General features: G+C 65.5%; 17 protein-coding genes and 1 pseudogene. 14 read left to right on the top strand and 4 right to left on the bottom strand.

Annotated features, from left to right (window positions below):
- From ACCD03_RS15290 to ACCD03_RS15240, 11 genes and pseudogenes are all read left to right on the top strand, one after another.
- Positions 1–267: pseudogene (locus ACCD03_RS15290) on the top strand (hypothetical protein); the annotation flags it as partial.
- Positions 268–430: 163 nt separating this feature from the next.
- On the top strand, positions 431–1,324 hold the full coding sequence (locus ACCD03_RS15285) for an HlyC/CorC family transporter (protein WP_045203727.1): 894 nt from the start codon (positions 431–433) through the stop codon (positions 1,322–1,324).
- A gap of 64 nt (positions 1,325–1,388) precedes the next feature.
- On the top strand, positions 1,389–2,900 hold the full coding sequence (gene lnt / locus ACCD03_RS15280) for an apolipoprotein N-acyltransferase (RefSeq protein ID WP_413412183.1): 1,512 nt from the start codon (positions 1,389–1,391) through the stop codon (positions 2,898–2,900).
- A 175-nt stretch (positions 2,901–3,075) separates the two neighbouring features.
- On the top strand, positions 3,076–4,062 hold the full coding sequence (gene glyQ, locus ACCD03_RS15275; RefSeq protein WP_024976606.1) for a glycine--tRNA ligase subunit alpha: 987 nt from the start codon (positions 3,076–3,078) through the stop codon (positions 4,060–4,062).
- Positions 4,059–4,718, top strand: coding sequence for a hypothetical protein (locus ACCD03_RS15270; RefSeq protein WP_413412181.1), 660 nt, complete (start codon positions 4,059–4,061; stop codon positions 4,716–4,718). The genes glyQ and ACCD03_RS15270 overlap by 4 nt, the downstream gene beginning before the upstream one ends.
- Positions 4,719–4,804: 86 nt before the next feature.
- A complete protein-coding gene (glyS, locus tag ACCD03_RS15265) occupies positions 4,805–6,898 on the top strand; it encodes a glycine--tRNA ligase subunit beta (protein ID WP_316676878.1) in 2,094 nt (697 codons plus the stop codon).
- Between the two features lie 31 nt (positions 6,899–6,929).
- Complete coding sequence (gene gmhB / locus ACCD03_RS15260; protein ID WP_024976609.1) at positions 6,930–7,508, top strand: D-glycero-beta-D-manno-heptose 1,7-bisphosphate 7-phosphatase; 579 nt, start codon at positions 6,930–6,932, stop codon at positions 7,506–7,508.
- Positions 7,509–7,518: 10 nt separating this feature from the next.
- A complete protein-coding gene (locus tag ACCD03_RS15255; RefSeq protein ID WP_316676881.1) occupies positions 7,519–8,271 on the top strand; it encodes a lysophospholipid acyltransferase family protein in 753 nt (250 codons plus the stop codon).
- Complete coding sequence (locus ACCD03_RS15250) at positions 8,268–9,146, top strand: M48 family metallopeptidase (protein WP_253536348.1); 879 nt, start codon at positions 8,268–8,270, stop codon at positions 9,144–9,146. Before ACCD03_RS15255 ends, ACCD03_RS15250 begins: the two co-directional genes overlap by 4 nt.
- A 123-nt stretch (positions 9,147–9,269) precedes the next feature.
- Positions 9,270–9,677 (top strand): lactoylglutathione lyase, encoded by a 408-nt coding sequence (gloA, locus tag ACCD03_RS15245; protein WP_413412180.1) that lies wholly within the window; start codon positions 9,270–9,272, stop codon positions 9,675–9,677.
- Entirely contained in the window at positions 9,661–10,566 is a 906-nt protein-coding gene (locus ACCD03_RS15240) for a DMT family transporter (RefSeq protein WP_045203734.1), read from the top strand. The genes gloA and ACCD03_RS15240 overlap by 17 nt, the downstream gene beginning before the upstream one ends.
- On the opposite strand, the gene rsmA is transcribed toward ACCD03_RS15240, so the two are convergent.
- The 4 genes from rsmA to ACCD03_RS15220 all read right to left on the bottom strand — a co-directional run bounded on the left by rsmA (position 10,553) and on the right by ACCD03_RS15220 (position 16,458).
- Positions 10,553–11,398, bottom strand: a complete 846-nt coding sequence (gene rsmA, locus ACCD03_RS15235) for a 16S rRNA (adenine(1518)-N(6)/adenine(1519)-N(6))-dimethyltransferase RsmA (protein WP_413412179.1) — start codon at positions 11,396–11,398, stop codon at positions 10,553–10,555. The two genes, ACCD03_RS15240 and rsmA, sit on opposite strands and share 14 nt — an antisense overlap.
- A gap of 31 nt (positions 11,399–11,429) precedes the next feature.
- Positions 11,430–12,446: a 4-hydroxythreonine-4-phosphate dehydrogenase PdxA gene (pdxA, locus tag ACCD03_RS15230; RefSeq protein WP_325653787.1), complete on the bottom strand. Its 1,017-nt coding sequence runs from the start codon at positions 12,444–12,446 to the stop codon at positions 11,430–11,432.
- Between the two features lie 87 nt (positions 12,447–12,533).
- Positions 12,534–14,021, bottom strand: coding sequence for a peptidylprolyl isomerase (locus ACCD03_RS15225; RefSeq protein ID WP_325653785.1), 1,488 nt, complete (start codon positions 14,019–14,021; stop codon positions 12,534–12,536).
- A 7-nt stretch (positions 14,022–14,028) separates the two neighbouring features.
- Positions 14,029–16,458 carry an LPS-assembly protein LptD gene (locus ACCD03_RS15220; protein ID WP_413412178.1) on the bottom strand — a complete coding sequence of 810 codons (2,430 nt, stop codon included), beginning with the start codon at positions 16,456–16,458 and terminating at the stop codon, positions 14,029–14,031.
- A 176-nt stretch (positions 16,459–16,634) separates the two neighbouring features.
- On the opposite strand from ACCD03_RS15220, the gene ACCD03_RS15215 reads away from it, so the two are divergent.
- Genes ACCD03_RS15215 through ACCD03_RS15205 form a run of 3 tightly spaced genes read left to right on the top strand, consistent with a single transcriptional unit; the run spans position 16,635 to position 18,747 of the window.
- Positions 16,635–17,696, top strand: coding sequence for an aminoglycoside phosphotransferase family protein (locus tag ACCD03_RS15215; protein WP_325654542.1), 1,062 nt, complete (start codon positions 16,635–16,637; stop codon positions 17,694–17,696).
- Entirely contained in the window at positions 17,696–18,424 is a 729-nt protein-coding gene (locus ACCD03_RS15210; protein ID WP_253536340.1) for an AzlC family ABC transporter permease, read from the top strand. Before ACCD03_RS15215 ends, ACCD03_RS15210 begins: the two co-directional genes overlap by 1 nt.
- Positions 18,421–18,747 (top strand): AzlD domain-containing protein, encoded by a 327-nt coding sequence (locus tag ACCD03_RS15205; RefSeq protein ID WP_325654748.1) that lies wholly within the window; start codon positions 18,421–18,423, stop codon positions 18,745–18,747. Before ACCD03_RS15210 ends, ACCD03_RS15205 begins: the two co-directional genes overlap by 4 nt.
- The last annotated feature ends 6 nt before the right edge of the window (positions 18,748–18,753 follow it).

Raw genomic sequence — 18,753 nt, 5'->3', positions numbered from 1 at the left:
CACGATCGTGGCGGCAATGGCAACCACAGCGGTGACCACGAACGTGGCGGCAATGGCAACCACAGCGGTGACCACGAACGTGGCGGCAATGGCAACCACAGCGGTGACCACGATCGTGGCGGCGAACGCGACGACTCAGGCGGGCACGGCCAGCATCATGGTCAGGGCGAAGGCGGCCCGGGCCAGAACGACAATCATCAGGGCAACGATGGCAGCAACACGCACGGCAACGGCCAGCAACGCGGCGGCGACGGCGGACGCGACTGACCGCTCCCCCTTCGGCAGAAGGTCCGTCCTTAACGCGCCCGAACCCGGCCTCCAGATGTGAAATAAAACGCACTTCCGGAGGCCGGGCGGCCACCCCGCGTCATCGGGACGGCAGGGCTTTTGGTGTATGCTGGGCCGATGTTTAACGACGCGCGACCGCGCCATGAATGATCCGTATCCCAGTCCGAAGCCAGCCGACAAACCCCGTACGCTGCTGGAACGCCTGACCGACCTCATTTCGCCCGAGCCCGAATCGCGGGCCGAGCTGCTCGAAATCCTCCAAGACGCCCATGCGCGCAACCTGATCGACGCCGACTCCCTGTCGATGATCGAGGGCGTCTTCCAGGTCTCAGACCTGTGTGCGCGCGACATCATGATCCCGCGCGCGCAGATGGACGCGCTCAACATCGCCGACGCGCCGTCAGAATTCATCCCGTTCGTGCAAGAAGCCGCGCATTCGCGCTTCCCCGTCTACGAGGGCAGCCGCGACAACATCATCGGCATCCTGCTCGCCAAGGACCTGCTGCGCTTCTATACGGACGAACGCTTCGACGTGCGCGACATGCTGCGCCCGGCCGTGTTCATCCCCGAATCCAAGCGACTGAACGTGCTGTTGCGCGACTTCCGCGTCAACCGCAACCACATCGCCATCGTCGTTGACGAATATGGCGGCGTGGCCGGCCTCATCACCATCGAAGATGTGCTCGAGCAAATCGTTGGCGACATCGAAGACGAATACGACTTCGATCAGGAAGAAGACAACATCCTGCCGACCGCCGATGGCCACATGCGCGTGCGCGGGCTGACCGAAATCAGCCAGTTCAACGAAGCCTTCGGCACGCATTTTTCCGACGAAGACGTCGATACCGTGGGCGGGCTGCTGTCCAACCACCTGGGCCGCGTGCCGCACCGGGGCGAGAAGATCGTCATGGGCACGCTGCAGTTCGACGTGCTGCGCGCCGATGCGCGCCAGGTGCAGGTGCTGCTCGTGCGCCGCCTCACCGCGCCGGCCGGCGGCAATGCCACGACCGACACTTCTGGTTCCCACCCCGCCTGATCCTTCCGTGCCCGCTCAGTTCTCTTCCCCTGCCGCACCGTCCCGTCGGCAGGACGCCCAAGCTGTGCCGCTCGCGCGGCTGCGTTTTGCGATGCCGCTGGCAGCGCTGCTTGGCGTCATGCATACGCTGTCGTTCGCGCCGAACCACTGGTGGTGGCTGCAGATACTCTCGCTGACGGGGCTTGCCGCGCTGGTGCAGCGCGCACCGCGCTTGCGTGATGCGGCAATGGTTGGCTATGCGTTCGGGCTCGGCTGGTTCCTGTCGGGCGTGTGGTGGCTCTTCATCAGCATGCACGTCTACGGCGACATGCCGGCATGGATGGCCGCCCTGGCCGTGCTCCTATTCGCCGGCTACCTGGCGCTGCATCCAGCGCTGGCGGTGTGGTCATGGCAGTGGCTCACGCGACGCGGACGGTGGCCGGGTACCGCATCCGCGCTGGTATTTGGCGCGGCATGGGCCGTCACGGAGTGGCTGCGCGGCACGGTCTGGACGGGCTTCCCCTGGATCAACGGCGGCTACGCACACACCGATGGCCCACTGGCCGGCTATGCGCCGCTGGTGGGCGTCTACGGCATCGTGCTGATCGCCGCCGTTCTGGCCGGTCTGCTGTGCGTCGCGGCCGAGCGCCGCCTGCATTGGCTGGCCGGCATCGGGGGCGCGCTCGTGTTGGTGGCCGGCTGGCCGCTGCACGGCATTGCGTGGACGCAACCGGTGGGCAAGCCCATTTCCGTACGCCTCTTGCAGGGCAATGTGCCGCAAGACGTGAAGTTCCAGCAGACCGGCATCGAACGCTCGCTGGAGCTGTACGCCAAGATGGTCACCGAGAAGCCCGCACAACTCGTGGTCACGCCCGAGACGGCCTTCCCGATCATGATTCAGGAGATGCCGCAGGAGATCGCGCTGGCCATCCGCACCTATGTGGATACCACCGGCTCCAGCGTGCTCTTTGGCGCCGCCAGCGAGGACTCACGCGTCGATTACACCAACAGCGTGTTCGGCGTCGGCCCACAATTCCAGGGCGTCTACCGCTACAACAAGCACCACCTCGTGCCGTTCGGCGAGTTCATCCCCTTCGGTTTCCACTGGTTCGTCAACATGATGAACATGCCGCTGGGCGACTTCCGGCGCGGCCTGCCCGTGCAGCCGCCCATGGCGGTAGCCGACCAACGCGTCGCACCCAACATCTGCTACGAGGATTTGTTTGGCGAGGAAATTGCCGCCTCGCTGCGACATGCTGATCAGCCTGCCACGATGCTCGCCAACGTGACGAACCTTGCTTGGTTTGGCGACACCATCGCGCTGGACCAGCACCTGCAGATCTCGCGCATGCGCGCGCTGGAAACGGGCCGCCCGATGCTGCGCGCCACCAACACGGGAGCGACCGCCGTGGTGCGGCCGGACGGCAGCGTACAGGCCCGCCTGCCCGTCTTCACGCTTGGCGCGCTGCAGACTGACGTGCAGGGCATGCAAGGCTTGACGCCATTCGTGCGGGCCGGCAACGCGCCTGCGCTGGCCCTGGGCGCGCTGGTTCTGCTGGTGGCATTCGTGCGCCGCCGCCGGGCATCGGCAGATTGATCGTTCAGCGTCCGGAGGGCTTTCAAGCCACTTTCCGGAGTCGCTGACAAAAAACGCTAAAATTCAACGTTTTACGGCGGGCACGGAGCCAGGCGCTTCTCGTGCCCGCCGCTGCATTCCACCGTCGCGCGGTGCAACGCACGTTCCGTGCCGCCGCGGACCAACGGGTTCCACCATGCTCACCTTCCAGCAACTCATCCTCAAGCTGCAGTCGTACTGGGACGCCCAGGGCTGCGCCCTGCTGCAGCCGATCGACCTCGAAGTCGGCGCCGGTACGTCGCACGTGCACACCTTCCTGCGCGCGATCGGCCCGGAGCCTTGGCGTGCCGCCTACGTGCAACCGTCCCGCCGCCCCAAGGACGGCCGCTACGGCGAGAACCCAAACCGCCTGCAGCATTACTACCAGTACCAAGTAGTGCTCAAGCCGGCGCCGGAAAACATCCTCGACCTGTACCTCGGTTCGCTGGAAGCGCTGGGCCTGGACCTGAAGCAGAACGACGTGCGCTTTGTCGAAGATGACTGGGAAAACCCCACGCTCGGCGCCTGGGGCCTCGGCTGGGAGGTGTGGCTCAACGGCATGGAAGTCACGCAATTCACGTACTTCCAGCAAGTCGGCGGCCTCGACTGCAAGCCCGTGACCGGTGAGATCACCTACGGCATCGAACGTCTGGCGATGTACCTGCAGCAGGTCGAGAACATCTACGACCTGGTCTGGACGGAGTGGGAAGAGCCGGGCCCGAATGGCCCCGTGAAGCGCCGCCTGACCTACGGCGACGTCTATCACCAGAACGAAGTCGAGCAATCGACGTACAACTTCGAGCAGGCCGACACGACTGTGCTGTTCCGCCGCTTTGCCGAGCACGAAGCCGAAGCCAAGCGCCTGATGGGCGTGCGCGCAGAAGGTGATGCCGCTGCCGAGGGCGACGCACCTGTCGTGCAACTGGCCCTGCCCGCCTACGAGCAAGTGCTCAAGGCCGGCCACACCTTCAACCTGCTGGACGCACGCGGCGCCATTTCGGTGACGGAGCGCGCAGCCTACATCGGTCGCATCCGCAATCTGTCGCGTCTGGTCGCGCAGGCTTACTACGATTCGCGCGAGCGCCTGGGCTTCCCAATGTGCGGCACGGCCGCTGCCGCCGCCAAGACCACGGAGGCCGCATGACGGCCAACCGAGCACGGCGTGGCCTGGCGCTGCTGACGGCAGCGTCCATCGCCGCGCTGGCGCTACCGGCGAGCGTTGCGCAAGCGGCCCGACATCGCAGCTCCAAGGCGGCATCGGCGGAGAAGGTTTTTGTCGTGCCCAACACGTTGACGCAGCTTTGCGTGGCCGATTCCAAGCCGCTCCAGCAAGCGCTGAGCGGGGCCTGGGCGCCGCCTCCGCCGTCGCTCGATCAATGGACGAGCCTGGTGCGCACGATGGCCTGCGACCTGTCCGGCGCGCGTGACCTCGGCTGGCATCGCGTGCCGTTGCGCACGTATGCGACGGCCCTGCGCTTCCCGCTCACGTGGGTGGAGTGGCAAGGCACCGGCGCAAAGGCACAGCGCCGTGCGCGCGTGTTCCGCTCGGCAGGGCAATTGCCGAGCCGTCTGGAATTCAACGTGTCCGGCACGCTGCAGGAAGTGCGTTACGACGCGCGACGCGGCTTGCTGTCGGCCCGCTTCCTGCGCCGCGATGCGGCCGCGCCCGGCACCACGCCCGCGCCGATTGCACCGCCACCGCCGCCGGGCCAGTGCGCCGGCACGCAATTGCAGTTCCAGCAGCAGAACGGCGTGTGGCTGCTCTCGGGCGTGGAGCCCGTGCCCGGCTCGCCCTGCTGATTACTGAACCGAACCACACAACGTACCGCCGCACCTGATCTGAACACCCAGCGGCGCAGAACAACGACGTCACCGATTCAAACGCTATGTCCACCCTCCTGATCGAACTGCTGACCGAAGAACTGCCGCCCAAGGCGCTGGCTCGCCTGGGCGAGGCGTTTGCGCGCGGCCTGTTTGACGGTCTGTCGGCGCAAGGCCTGCTCGAAGAGGGCGCCGCCGTGGAAGGTTTTGCCACGCCGCGCCGCCTGGCTGCATCGATCACCGGCGTGCGTCGCACCGCGCCCGATCGCGAGCTGCGCGAGAAGGTGCTGCCCGTGACCATCGCCTTCGATGCCGAGGGCAAGCCCGCCGCGCCGCTGGTCAAGAAGCTGGCCGCGCTGGCCAAGACCGTGGGCGTGGACGCCATCGCGCCTGAATTGCTCGAACGCGCGCCTGACGGCAAGGCCGAAGCGCTGTTTTATCGCTACACCGCGCGCGGCGCCGTGCTGGCTGACGGCCTGCAGACTGCACTGTCGCAAACCATCGCCAACCTGCCGATCCCGAAGGTGATGACATATCAGCGCCCGAACGGCGAGAACGTTCAGTTCGTGCGCCCGGCCCACAAGCTGATCGCACTGCTCGACAGCGAAATCATCCCCGTCAGCGCATTTGGCCTGCAAGCGGGCAACGTGACCCTGGGCCACCGTTTCCTGTCGGCCGGCGAGATCGTCATCAAAGACGCCACGTCGTATGCGAGCGCGCTGGAGTCGCAGGGCAAGGTCATCGCCAGCTATGGCAAGCGCAAGGAAGCCATCCGCGCCGAACTGCTCAAGACCGCCGGCGCCGATACGGTGGTCATGCCCGAAGCGCTGCTGGATGAAGTGAACGCGCTGGTCGAATGGCCCGTGGTCTACCCCTGCCATTTCGAGGAAGCCTTCCTCGCCGTGCCGCAGGAGTGCCTGATCCTGACCATGCAGACCAACCAGAAGTACTTTGCGCTGACCGATGCACAAGGCCACCTGCGCAACCGCTTTCTGATCGTCTCGAACATCGCCACGGGCACGCCCGAGGCCATCATTCAAGGCAACGAACGCGTGGTCCGCCCGCGCCTGGCCGACGCGCGCTTCTTCTTCGAGCAGGACAAGAAGAAGCCGCTGGCCGATCGCGTGCCGCTGCTCTCGCGCGTGGTCTATCACAACAAGATCGGCACGCAGCTTGAGCGCGTGTCGCGCCTGCAGGCCATCGCGGGCCAACTGGCCGAGAAGCTCGGCGCGGATGTGGCACACGCCTCGCGCGGCGCGTTGCTGGCCAAGGCCGATCTGCTGACCGACATGGTGGGCGAGTTCCCCGAGTTGCAGGGCACGATGGGCACGTACTACGCCCGCCACGATGGCGAACCCGACGACGTGGCGCTGGCCTGCTCCGAGCACTATCAGCCGCGCTTTGCCGGCGACGCGCTGCCCAGCACCGCCACCGGGACCGTGGTGGCACTGGCCGACAAGCTGGAAACGCTGGTCGGCATCTGGGGCATCGGCCTGCAACCCACGGGTGAGAAAGATCCGTTCGCGCTGCGCCGCCACGCGCTGGGTATCCTGCGCATGCTGATTGAGAAGCCGCTCGCGCTCACGATCGACGATGCGCTGCGGATTGCTGCCGCCAGCTTCGATGGCATCGCGGCCGTCAAACCGGATCTGGCCGCCATCTCCGACTTCCTGTACGACCGCCTGCGCGGCTACCTGAAGGACAAGGGCTACAGCACCAACGAGGTGGAAGCCGTGGTCAGCCAGCGCCCGCAGCGCCTGGACGACATCGTCGCGCGCCTCGAAGCCGTGCGCGCCTTTGCTGCTCTGCCGCAGGCAGAAGCGCTGGCCGCCGCCAACAAGCGCATCACCAACATCCTGAAGAAGACCGACGTGGCCATTGGCGCCGTGCAGCCGCAACTGCTCAAGGAAGACGCCGAGCGCGCGCTGCACCAGGCCGTGGCCTCGTCGGAGCCGCAGGTGCACGATGCCTTCGCACGCGGCGATTTCACCACCGCGCTCAAGACGCTGGCCGGCCTGCGCGAAGCGGTCGACACGTTCTTCGACGGCGTGATGGTGATGGCCGACGACACCGCGCTGCGCGACAACCGCCTCGCGCTGTTGGGTGAACTGCACGGCTTGATGAACCGCGTCGCGGACATCTCCAAGCTGGCCGCCTGATCGGCACTCCAAGCACCGTTCGGAGCCCACCATGCCCCATGTTCCCAAACTGGTGATTCTCGACCGCGATGGCGTCATCAACCGCGACAGCGACCAGTTCATCAAGTCGCCAGACGAGTGGATCGCCCTCGACGGCAGCCTGGAAGCCATTGCCGAGCTGAACCAGGCCGGCTACCAGGTGGTGGTGGCAACCAACCAGTCGGGCATCGGACGCGGCCTGTTCGAGGCCGCCGCGCTCAACGCCATGCACGAGAAGATGTACAAGGCGCTGGCCACCTACGGCGGGCGCGTCGATGCCGTCTTCTTCTGCCCGCATACCGCCGCCGATGCGTGCGAGTGCCGCAAGCCCAAGTCCGGCATGCTCCGCGAGATTGCACGCCGCTTCGACATGGACCTGACGGGCGTGCCGGTCGTGGGTGACTCGCTACGCGACCTGCAAGCCGGCGTCGAAGTCGGCGCCGTACCGCATCTCGTACTGACCGGCAAGGGCGCCAAGACCCGCGATGCCGGCGACCTGCCCCCAGGCACCCAGATTCACGAGGACCTGCGTGCGTTTGCGCGTGCGCTGCTATCCCCTGCGCCCCAGGGCACGCCCACGCGCGCCCCTTGAATTCGCCCCCATGACTTTTATCCGTTCGCTGCTGTACCTGGTTTTCTTGATCGTCTGGACACCGATTTATGCGGTGACCTGCTTCATCGTCTTTCCGTTCATGAACCCGCACCGCCGTTTCTGGATGGTGTCCGGCTGGACGAAGTCTGCAATCTGGATGGCGCGCTGGCTGCTCGGCATCCGCTGGCAATACCAGGGCTGGGAGAACATCGAGGAAGCCGTCGCCACCAACAAGCAGGTGGTACTGCTTTCCAAGCATCAGTCAGCGTGGGAAACCATGGCCTATGTTGCAACCATGCCGCGCCCGCTGTGCTACGTGTTCAAGCGCGAGCTGCTATATGTGCCGTTCTTCGGATGGGCGCTCGGCATGCTCAAGATGGTGCACATCAACCGCAAGGACGGCGCCAATGCGTTCGCCTCGGTCGCGCGCCAGGGTAAAGAGCGCCTTGCAGATGGCGCATGGGTGATCATGTTTCCGGAAGGCACGCGCACGCGCTCGGGCGACCCGAAACCGCGCTACAAGAGCGGCGGTGCGCGCTTTGCCGTGGATACCGGCGCATGGGTCATTCCCATCGCGCACAACTCCGGCCGGGTGTGGCCGCGCAATTCGTTCCTGAAGCATCCGGGCTTGATCACGCTGTCGGTCGGGCCGGCCATTCCGAGCGCCGGCAAGACCAGCGACGAGCTTAACCGCGAAGTCGAAGCGTGGATCGAAGCAGAAATGCGTAGAATCGACGCCGATAGCTACCGCGAGCACGCATGAAACTGCTGCGCCCACCGACTTCGCCCACCCCCGCCGACAGCGTCCAGCTTGAGCTGCCGCTGCTCGCGCCCGCAGCCCCGTCGCCTTCGCAGCCGCCTGACGCGTCCCTCCTCGCCCCGCCCGCACTCGACTTTTCCACCGCACCGCTCGGCCCCAACCAGCGCCGTCTGACGCTGGGCGAGCGCGCGCTCATCTATAACCTCAAGCGTTCGTCGCGACGCACCATCGGCTTTGTCATCGATGATCGCGGCTTGTCGATTACGGCACCGCGCTGGGTCACACTCGCCGAGATCGAACACGCCATCGCCGAAAAGCAGAAGTGGATCTTCGCCAAGCTAGCCGAATGGCGGGCCAACGCCGCACGCCGCATGCTGCCGCCCATGGACTGGCAGGACGGCGCCGCGCTGCCGTTCCTCGGCAAAACGATCACGCTTAAGCTGGAATCGCCCATCGGCGCGTTGATGTTCGATGCCGACACCAGCATGCTGCATCTGGGCCTGCCGCCCAGCACCACCGAGCAGCAGATCAAGGACCGCGTACAAAGCTGGCTGCAGACGCAGGCGCGACGCCTCTTCGGCGAACGACTTGAGGTGTATGCCGAGCGCCTGGGTGTGCGGCACAGCGCGTATGCGTTGTCTTCAGCTGCCACGCGGTGGGGAAGCTGCACCGCCGACGGCAAGATCCGTCTGAACTGGCGCCTCGTGCATTTCCCGCTGAGCCTGATCGACTACGTGGTTGCGCATGAGCTCGCGCATCTCAAGGAAATGAACCACAGCCCACGCTTCTGGGACACGGTGGAGTCGATCTTTCCTGAGTTTCGTGAGGCTCGCGAGCAACTGCGCTCGCATCCGCCGGAATACTTGCCGGCGTTCTGATTCGCCTCGCCCACGCCGCAACGGCGTACGAGGGATGCGGCTGCAGGAAAAAAACCCCGCCTGCACGCTCCGCCACACCCTCCTACAATATGGCCTTCCGCAGTCCCCCAGGAAGGAAATCCCATGCGAATGCTCCACACCATGCTGCGCGTCGGCGACCTGCAGCGATCGATCGACTTCTACACCAAGGTGCTCGGCATGCAGCTGCTGCGCACCAGTGACAACCCGGAATACAAATATTCCCTCGCGTTCGTCGGCTACGGCCCGGAGGCCGGCAACACCGTCATCGAGCTGACCTACAACTACGGCGTGAGCGAATACGACCTCGGCTCAGCGTTCGGCCACCTTGCCATCGAGGTCGACAACGCCGCGCAGGCCTGCGACCAGATCCGCAACGCGGGCGGCAAGGTCACGCGCGAGGCCGGCCCGGTCAAGGGCGGCAGCACCATCATTGCGTTTGTGGAAGATCCGGACAGCTACAAGATCGAGCTGATCCAGGCGCGCTCGATGCCCGATGGCAACCGCCACTGACGCCATCCGCCGGCCGCTGGACGGCACCGCCATCGGCCTGATGGTGGTGCTGTGCATGTGCTGGGGCTTTCAGCAGGTCGCCATCAAGGTGGCCGCGCACGACGTGGGCCCCGTCATGCAGGCTGGCGTGCGTTCGGCAATTGCGTCGGTCCTTGTGTTCGCATTTGCGCTCTGGCGCGGCACGTGCCTCTCGTTGCGCGACGGCACGCTGGCCGGCGGCCTGATGGCCGGCGTGCTCTTCGGCGTCGAGTTCCTGTGCATCTTCATCGGCCTGGGCTACACGACCGCGTCGCGCATGGCGGTGTTCCTCTACACCGCGCCCATCTTCACCGCGCTCGGCCTGCATTTCTTTGTGCCGGGCGAGCACCTGCGCCCGCGCCAGTGGACGGGCATCGGCATTGCATTTGCGGGGATCGTGCTGGCGTTTGCCGACGGTGTCCTGCACCCGGCGGCCGGACCGTCGACGTCGTTGGGCGACGCGCTGGGCGTCGTGGCAGGCGCGCTGTGGGGCGCGACGACCATCGTCGTGCGGGCAAGCAAGCTCTCCGAAGCACCGGCGGCGAAGACGCTGCTGTACCAATTGGCCGTCTCGGCCGTGCTGCTGCTGTTGATGGCCGCCGGCACCGGCCAGGCCTTTACTGCGAACCTCACGCCCACGGCGCTGGCGAGTCTCGCTTACCAATCCGTGCTGATCGCATTCGCCAGTTACCTGACGTGGTTCTGGCTGCTGCGCCGCTACCTGGCGTCGCGGTTGTCAGTGTTCTCGTTTCTGACGCCGCTGTTTGGCGTGGCGTTTGGCGTGCTGCTGTTGCACGAGCCGGTGGGCCTGCGGTTTGCGCTGGCGGCGGCGCTCGTGCTGTCGGGCATCCTGCTGGTCAATCTTCGCTAAGCTCGGAAACGCTGCCGGCGATGCGGTTGGCCGGCAGCGCATTCGCCACCGCCACGAAATCTGCTACCGGCACTTCTTCTGCGCGGCGGCCCAGGTCAAAGCCAAGCGCTTCGAAATCGATCACGTCGCGCAGCGCGCCCAGCGTGTTGCGCAGCACCTTGCGCCGCTGCGAAAACGCCATCGTCACCACCGTGCCTAGCGCGCGCATATCGACCGGCGCATACGGCGATTTATCGGCTGGCCAGGGAATCATCCGCACCACCGCCGAATCCACCTTGGGCGGCGGGTTGAACGAACCCGGCGGCACATCCAGCACCAGCTCCATGTAGTACCGCACCTGCAGCATCACCGACAGCCGGCTAAACGCCTTGCTACCCGGCGCGGCCACCATGCGGTCAACCACTTCTTTCTGCAGCATGAAATGCTGATCGCGCACACGATCGACGAACGTAGCCAGATGGAACAGCAGCGGGCTCGAGATGTTGTACGGCAGGTTGCCGACGATGCGCAGCGGCCGGTCCGCCTCCACCAGCGAGCCGAAATCAAACGCGAGTGCATCACCTGCATGCACGATCAGCCGATCGCCGAAGCGCTTCTGCAAGCGCGCGACGAGGTCACGGTCAAGCTCGACTACCTGCAGCGTGCGCACGCGCTCCATGAGCGGCACGGTGAGCGCGCCCAGGCCCGGGCCGATCTCGACGAGCACATCGTCGGGTTTCGGATCAATGGCTGCAACGATGGCGTGGATCACGCCGTCATCGACCAGGAAGTTCTGGCCGAAGCGCTTGCGGGCCTGGTGCCCCTGGTGAACGCCGGTCGTGGATCGTGCCATTGCGAACTCGAAATCGAAAAGGTGAAGAAACTCAGGAACGTACCGTGTGCCGCGCCATGGCGATGGCGGTATCGATCGCCTCGATCATGCTGCCGAACTCGGCGCGCCCCGTGCCCGCTAGGTCCAGCGCCGTACCGTGGTCCACCGATGTGCGCACGAACGGCAGGCCCAGCGTGATGTTCACGCCATGCCCGAAGGTGCCGTACTTGAGCGGCGCCAGACCTTGGTCGTGGTACATCGCCAGCACGCAATCGGCGTCTGCCAGAAGGCGCGGCTGGAACAGCGTATCGGCCGGATACGGACCGCGCGCATCCATTCCGCGCGCACGCGCACGCGCGATGGCGGGCTCGATCACCTCGAGCTCTTCGCGGCCGAGGTGACCTGATTCACCCGCATGCGGATTCAACCCCGTCACGAGGATACGCGGTGCGGTCAGGCCGAAGCGTGTGCGCAAATCGCGCTGCACGATGTCGAGCGTTTCGTCGAGCACTGCGGGCGTGATGGCGTCCGGCACCTCGCGCAGCGGCAAATGCGTCGTCGCCAGCGCGACGCGCAGCATGGCGTTGTCGTGCGCCGGCTGCGGGCCAGCGAGCATCATCACCACGCGCGGCGTGCGGCTGCGCTCTGCCAGGTATTCGGTATGGCCAGTAAACGGCACGCCTGCGTCGTTGATCGTGCTCTTCTGCACCGGCGCCGTGACCATCGCGTCGTAACGGACGCCGTCCGCCGTGCCAATCTGGCAGCCGTCGATGGCTGCATCGAGCAGGTCCAGCACATAGCGGCCGTTGGCGGCATCGAGCACGCCAGCGCGCACCGGCGCACCCAACGGGCGCTCCACAATAGTCAGTGCCGTGGAGGCAACGCGCCAGAAATCGCCCTGCCCGATCGCATCAGCGCGCGCCTGCAGCAATGCCGCATCGCCCATCACATGCCACTGCACATCGGCGTAACGCGGCGCCGCCTGTCGCGCCAAGTGCAGCAACGCTGCCACGGTGATATCGGGGCCGATACCGGCAGGTTCTCCGGTGGTGATGGCAATGTTCAGCATGCAGCGCTTTCCTGCGATGGTTTCCGGTCGGTCTAGAAACGCCACGGCCGCCCGCAGGCGGCCGTGAGCGATGCGGATCTCCGTAGCTTACTGCTGACGGTTCACGCGGTATTCCACGTGTGCCGAATCGCGCAGCTCACGCAGCCAATCTTCATAGGCGGCCTGCACCTTCTGCTCGCGAATCACAGAGCGTGCGTAGTCGCGCTGGCGGTCTCCCGACACCTCGGCCTCGCGGCGACCTTCCACCTGGATCAGATGCACGCCGAACTGGCTCTGCACCGGCTGCGACACATCGCCCGGCTTGAGCTGGTTCATCGCCTGCTCGAATTCCGGCACCAGCTGACCCGGGGACACCCAGCCCAGCTCGCCACCCGCACCGGCCGAACCGTCCTGCGAATACCGGCGTGCCGCATCGCCAAAGTCATAGCCGTGGACGATCCGATCACGCAGGCCCACCAACTGGCGGCGCGCGTCATCTGCCGACATCGTCGGACCGGTCTTGATCAGGATGTGGCGCACTTGCGTCTGCTGCACCTTGGCGGCAATCGCCGTGCTCGGTGCGCGCTTCTCCAACAGCTTGATCACGTGATAACCAGCCGGGCTTTCGACCACTTGGCTCGCCACCTGGCCGGCCTTCATGTCGACCACGGCATTGGCAAACACAGCCGGCAAGCGACCGATCGGACGCAGCCCAAGTTCGCCGCCTTGCGAGGCATCCGGCGCGCCAGAATTGTCACGGGCCAGCTTGGCGAAATCCGCACCGCCCTGTGCTTGTTTGAGCAGAGCTTCCGCCTTGCTGCGCGCTGCGGCCTTCTCGGCATCCGTGGCGCCTTCAGCGACCGGCACGAGAATCTGCGCGACGTTGTATTGCTGCTCGCCAGCCGGGGCCGTTCCTCCGCCCTGCTGTGCCAGATAGTTGTCAATCTCGCCGTCGTAGACCTGCACCTTGGAGTCGACCTCGCGCTCGCGCAGGCGAGCCAGGAGGATTTCCTGACGCAGGTCGTCGCGGTACTTGTCGTACGTCATGCCGGCATCTTTCAGCTTGCTCTTGAGCTGCGGCACGGACAGGTTGTTGCGCTGGGCCACGCTTTCCACGGCACGATCCACATCGGCGTCAGACACGCGGATGCCGCTTTCCTTGGCGGTCTGCGCCTGCACGCGCTCCAGGATCAGTTGCTCAAGCACTTCGCCGAGCATATCTGCGCGCGGCGGCAGCGGACGGTTCTGGGCGCGGAACGTACGCTCAACCAGATCGGCGCGGTTGAGCAGTTCGCGGCGGGTGATGACGTCGGTGTTGACCACGGCCACCACCTCGTCGACCAGCTGGCTGCGCGGTGCACCCGGAGCCGTCGGCTCGGGCAGCGTGCCCTGCAACAGCGGCTGGCTCGGCGACGAACCCGGGTTGGCGAAGATGCCGCGCACGGGTGCACTCTTCTTTGCCGATTGCGCCGGCTGCGCGTGGACGGCTGGCGACAGCGTGGTCCCCGCCATCAGCGCGACCAACACGCCGGTGGCAACACGCAAGCGGCCCAGAGGAGCCACACGCGTGGCGAAAGCGGTTGATTGGAAAGCCATGATGTCGTTATTCATATTGATCCAGCACGGACGGCGTGATCGGCTGCGCGGTCACCGGCTGGTAGCCGGGCACGTTCAAACGAATCACGTCGATCGGATTGTTCCCCACCTTCGACAAACCCTTGAATTCGATCTGGGCAAAGATATGCGTCGTATAGCCCGAAACCGCATTGCTGTAGCGCTGTACCGCCAGTCGGCCGACCCAGCAGTCCGCCACATACTCGAGGCCAAGCAGCATATCCGACGGCTTGCGTGCGTTCAGGTCATAACCGACGCGGCCCAGACCGTACAGACGCCGTGTGATCGGCCACTGCGTTGAGATATCGGCCTGTTCGAGAGGCAGTTGGCCGGTATTGGCATCTTGCCGGTAATAGCGGTAGCCGAGGTTGATCACCTTGTTGGCTTCCGGCTTCCAGCTGAATGCGACGGTCGAGCGCATGATGCGGTCGATGTCCTGATTGTACTGAAGGTTCGTATCGAAAAAGATGCCGCGGAACATCTGGATCGTGGTCGCGCCCAGAAGGTCCGAATAGCGGCGCACCGACGTCGGCGCCGCCCCCGCCAGCGTCACGCGCTGGCCTTCGAAATCGATGCGCTGCGCGATCGTGGCACGCAAACGCTCAATGCCCGATTCCGCTTCAATAAAGCGCGTGGTCACGCCCGCCGTCAGCTTGTTGTTGTCGGCAATGCGGTCATAGCCAGTGTACGGATTCTCCGTAAAGATCTGGCCGAGGTTGTAGTCGGACTGCGCTGTATCGAACAGCGGGATCTGGGACTGGTCGCGGTACGGCGTGTATACGTAGAACAGACGCGGTTCCAGCGTCTGGATGTAACTCACGCCAAACAGCTTGGTAACCAGCGGCGCATCGCGCTCGAAGGTCATGCCGGAGTCGAGCGAGAACGTGGGCAGCGTGCGATTGATCTGCGTGTCCTGCGTATCGCCTGCAGGACGATCCAGGCGGTATGCAGTGGCGTTCAGGATGAACTTCGGCGTGACGTACCAGCCCGGGCGGACGATCGGATAGCTGATCGTCGGCTGCATGAACAGGCGCTCGCCCTGGACGGTGTTAGCCGTCGGGATCGAGAACCGCGTGTAATCGGTGAGGAAATTGACGTCAAACCCGCCAAGGTCGAATCGCGCGTATGTCAGGCTCAATTCCGGCACACGTTCGTACGGTGCCGAAAGTGGCGTAGTGGCGGTCGACAAGGTCTGGAACTTCTGCACGCGCGCCTGAGCCACCCAGTCCCCGATGGAATAGGTAACGCCGCCTTCCTGGGTGTACTGACGCTGCGTCGCCGTGACGATGCTGCGGCCAAGGTCATCCGGATAAGTGTTATCGGAGACCTTGTTGTAGTTGATGTAGCCGGTCAGGCCCGGCGCTAGGCGCTGCGTGTGCAGTGCTGAAATCGACCAGCGATTGCGACCCGCCTCACGATCATCGGGCAGAAATTCGCCGCGCAGGACGCCGTTGTACGAGGTATCAAGATAGCGGTATTCGGCGCCGAGCTGCAGACCCCGCTGGCTCAGCAGACGCGGGTACAACGTCAGATCGCGGTTCGGCGCGATGTTGAAGTAATAGGGCAGCGTAATGTCTGTCCCGCTGCGGCTGTTGTAGCCGAAGACCGGTGCCAAGAAACCGCTGCGGCGGTCGTCATTGAGCGGGAAGTCCATGATCGGCGCGGCAAACACCGGCACGCCGAAGAAGTGCAGCACGCCGTTGCGGCCAGTACCGACCTGGCGATCGCTGTCGATGTCGATGCGGCTTGCGCTGAAGTACCAGTCGACATTGTCGGGCGAGCACGTGGTGTACGTACCGTGCGTGATGCGGCTGTTGTCCTTGTCGATGAAGTCGATGCGGTCTGCGGTGCCGTGGCCACCGGTCGAGTGGAACTCGTAGGTCGGCGTGCTGATGGTGCCTTCGTTGGCGGTGACCTTGAGTTTGGCATCCGGGCCGGTGACGAGCGTGCCGCCCTTGAACAGACGCACGTTGCCGGTGGCGGTGGCAACGTCGGTGTCCTGGTTGTAGTCGAGGGTGTCGCCCTTGAGCACCGAACCGTTGCGGCGCAATTCGCCATTGCCGCGCAGGTGGATGTCTTCATTGGTGCGGCCGTCCATCTTGTCGGCCGCGGTAAAGGTGGGGACAGTGTTGTCCGGTCGCTGGACGGGCTCGGCCATCTTGGGCACCAGCGGACTGCCGCCAGGCGTGGTCGGGCCGGACGTGGCCAGCGCCGTCACCGACGAGGCCGGGGTGACAGCAGGCGCCGTCGCCTGCGTGGTGTCCGCGCTCTGCGCCGCGGACGTCGCTGTCCAGACACCGGCCACCGCGAACACCAGCGGGCGCAATGCCAGCGTGCCACGCCGGTTGGCGGGCCGCTGATCGGGCGCGGCAACAGCAGCGCGCTGCCGGTTTTTCCTGGCTCGGTTCGGTTCGGTCATGCAGATCGGGAACAGGGCCGCACGCGCAACGGCACGCACAGGCACAAAATCAGTCAGTACTGCGGTCAATCCCGCCGCCGGACGCGGCCTGGACAGGGCCGGCGCTCGCTCGCGGCGAAACTCGGTCGGGTATTATACGGGGCTTCCTTCCAGCCTCATTCCAGCATTCTCTCAGCATGGCCTCGACCCCTGGCGCCGCAGCAGGCGCAACCGACGCACGTCTCAGTCAACTGCGCGACTGGCTCGGCACATTGCCCGCCGCCCACGGCCTGCGCATCGACACGCTACAGCCCGCTTCGGCCGATGCCAGCTTCCGCCGTTATTTCCGCCTGGACAGCGCCAACGGCACGCTGGTCGTCATGGACGCCCCGCCGCCGCAGGAAGACTGCCGCCCCTTCGTTCATGTGGCGGGCTTGCTGAATGGCGCCGGCGTTCATGCACCTCAGGTGCTGGAGCAGGATCTCGCGCAGGGCTTCCTCCTGCTGACCGACCTGGGCCCGCAAACGTATCTGCAATCGCTGCGCGAACGCAATTTCGACCTCGCCTACGCCAACACGCTGTTCCGCCCCGCCATCCATACCCTGGTGCGCTGGCAATTGGCCTCGCGCGAAGGGGAACTGCCGCCGTACGACGAAGCGCTGCTGCGCCGCGAGTTGTCGCTGTTTCCCGACTGGTATGTCGATCGCCATCTGCAACGCCCGTTGGACGCCGCCCAGCGCGAATCGCTCGACAAGGTGTTCAAGCTGCTGGTCGACAGCGCCCTGGCCCAGCCGCGCGTGTACGTCCACCGTGACTACATGCCGCGCAACCTGATGATCAACGCGGCCGACCCGTCGCAGCCGGGCGTGCTGGACTTCCAGGATGCCGTCTACGGCCCGATCACCTACGACGCCGCCTCGCTGCTGCGCGATGCCTTCCTGTCGTGGGACGAAGAGCAGGAGCTGGATTGGGCCGTGCGCTACTGGGAAGCTGCCCGCGCGGCCAAGCTGCCGGTCGATGACGACTTCGGCGAGTTCTACCGCGCCCTCGAATGGATGGGCGCGCAACGCCATCTGAAAGTGGCCGGCATCTTCGCGCGCCTGCGCTACCGAGACGGCAAGACCGGCTACGTGGAAGACACTCCGCGCTTCATCGCCTACCTGCGCCGTGTGTGCAGCCGCTACAACGCGCTGGCCCCGTTGGCCCGCCTGCTCGATCAACTCGAAGATCGCGCGCAGCAGATCGGCTACACGTTCTGATGGCTTCCCCCCGCGCCGTCGAGTTTCGCGCCGGCATGCTGGCACTCGCGCCCATGCTGCTGGGCGTGGTGCCGTTCGGCCTGATCTACGGCGTGCTAGCCACGTCCGCCGGCATGCCCGCGTGGCTTGCCGTCGCGATGAGCGCTATCGTTTTCGGTGGCGCCTCGCAGATGATCCTCGTGCAGTTGTGGGCCGGTGGCGCGCCCGCGCTGGTGATTGCAGCGACGGTATCGATGGTGAATCTGCGGCACGCGCTCTACTCAGCCAGCATTGCACCGACGCTGGCGCACCTGCCGCGTCGCTGGAAATGGCTGATCGCCTATCTGCTGACCGACGAAGCGTTCGCCGCCATGAACCGCCGCGTTGTCACAGCACAGCCCGGCAGCGAGGAAACAGCCTACCGCCATTGGTATTTCCTTGGCGCCGGCGTGGCACTGTGGTCCAGTTGGCAGGCGTCGACGATCGTCGGCGTGGTGCTAGGCGCGCAGGTGCCGACTTCGTGGCCGCTTGATTTCTTCCTGCCGCTCACGTTCATCGCCATCGTGGTGCCGGCGCTGCGCACGCGTGCGCAGTTGGCCGCCGCCCTGACGGGCGCCGCGCTGGCCGTGGCGTGGACGGGCTGGCCGCACAAGCTCGGGCTGATGAGCGCGGCATGCGTGGGCATTGCCGTCGGCGCGCTGGTTGAGCGCTTGCTCGCCCGACCGGCCGACAAGGGGGCTGCAGCATGAAAGCCCTGGTCCTCTTCGGCGTGTTGCTGATTTCCGGCGCGGCCACGTACCTGATCCGCCTATCGTTCATCGCGCTGGAAGGGCGCATGAAGCTGCCGATGTGGTTCCGCAGCGCCCTGCCCTATGTGCCGGCCGCGATGCTGACCGCACTGATCGCGCCCGACCTGCTGGTGCGCGACGGCGCGCTCGCGGTGTCGGTCGACAACCCACGCCTGCTTGCCGGCATCGTCGCCATCGTCATCGCACGGGTGACGAAGAGTGCGATGTGGACCATTGTCGGCGGCATGGCTGTGCTGCTTATTCTGATGAAGGTGATGGCTTGAATTCCA

Source organism: Ralstonia sp. Ralssp135 (assembly GCF_047304345.1).
Lineage (GTDB): Bacteria > Pseudomonadota > Gammaproteobacteria > Burkholderiales > Burkholderiaceae > Ralstonia > Ralstonia chuxiongensis.
This window is presented reverse-complemented; position numbering and strand designations above follow the sequence as displayed.

Excerpts from the sequence above, each read along its gene's own strand:
- ACCD03_RS15285 (WP_045203727.1), top strand. The coding sequence starts at position 431 with ATGAATGATCCGTATCCCAGTCCGAAGCCAGCCGACAAACCCCGTACG.
- glyQ (WP_024976606.1), top strand. The coding sequence starts at position 3,076 with ATGCTCACCTTCCAGCAACTCATCCTCAAGCTGCAGTCGTACTGGGAC.
- ACCD03_RS15270 (WP_413412181.1), top strand. The coding sequence starts at position 4,059 with ATGACGGCCAACCGAGCACGGCGTGGCCTGGCGCTGCTGACGGCAGCG.
- glyS (WP_316676878.1), top strand. The coding sequence starts at position 4,805 with ATGTCCACCCTCCTGATCGAACTGCTGACCGAAGAACTGCCGCCCAAG.
- gmhB (WP_024976609.1), top strand. The coding sequence starts at position 6,930 with ATGCCCCATGTTCCCAAACTGGTGATTCTCGACCGCGATGGCGTCATC.
- ACCD03_RS15255 (WP_316676881.1), top strand. The coding sequence starts at position 7,519 with ATGACTTTTATCCGTTCGCTGCTGTACCTGGTTTTCTTGATCGTCTGG.
- ACCD03_RS15250 (WP_253536348.1), top strand. The coding sequence starts at position 8,268 with ATGAAACTGCTGCGCCCACCGACTTCGCCCACCCCCGCCGACAGCGTC.
- gloA (WP_413412180.1), top strand. The coding sequence starts at position 9,270 with ATGCGAATGCTCCACACCATGCTGCGCGTCGGCGACCTGCAGCGATCG.
- ACCD03_RS15240 (WP_045203734.1), top strand. The coding sequence starts at position 9,661 with ATGGCAACCGCCACTGACGCCATCCGCCGGCCGCTGGACGGCACCGCC.
- rsmA (WP_413412179.1), bottom strand. The coding sequence starts at position 11,398 with ATGGCACGATCCACGACCGGCGTTCACCAGGGGCACCAGGCCCGCAAG.
- pdxA (WP_325653787.1), bottom strand. The coding sequence starts at position 12,446 with ATGCTGAACATTGCCATCACCACCGGAGAACCTGCCGGTATCGGCCCC.
- ACCD03_RS15225 (WP_325653785.1), bottom strand. The coding sequence starts at position 14,021 with ATGGCTTTCCAATCAACCGCTTTCGCCACGCGTGTGGCTCCTCTGGGC.
- ACCD03_RS15220 (WP_413412178.1), bottom strand. The coding sequence starts at position 16,458 with ATGACCGAACCGAACCGAGCCAGGAAAAACCGGCAGCGCGCTGCTGTT.
- ACCD03_RS15215 (WP_325654542.1), top strand. The coding sequence starts at position 16,635 with ATGGCCTCGACCCCTGGCGCCGCAGCAGGCGCAACCGACGCACGTCTC.
- ACCD03_RS15210 (WP_253536340.1), top strand. The coding sequence starts at position 17,696 with ATGGCTTCCCCCCGCGCCGTCGAGTTTCGCGCCGGCATGCTGGCACTC.
- ACCD03_RS15205 (WP_325654748.1), top strand. The coding sequence starts at position 18,421 with ATGAAAGCCCTGGTCCTCTTCGGCGTGTTGCTGATTTCCGGCGCGGCC.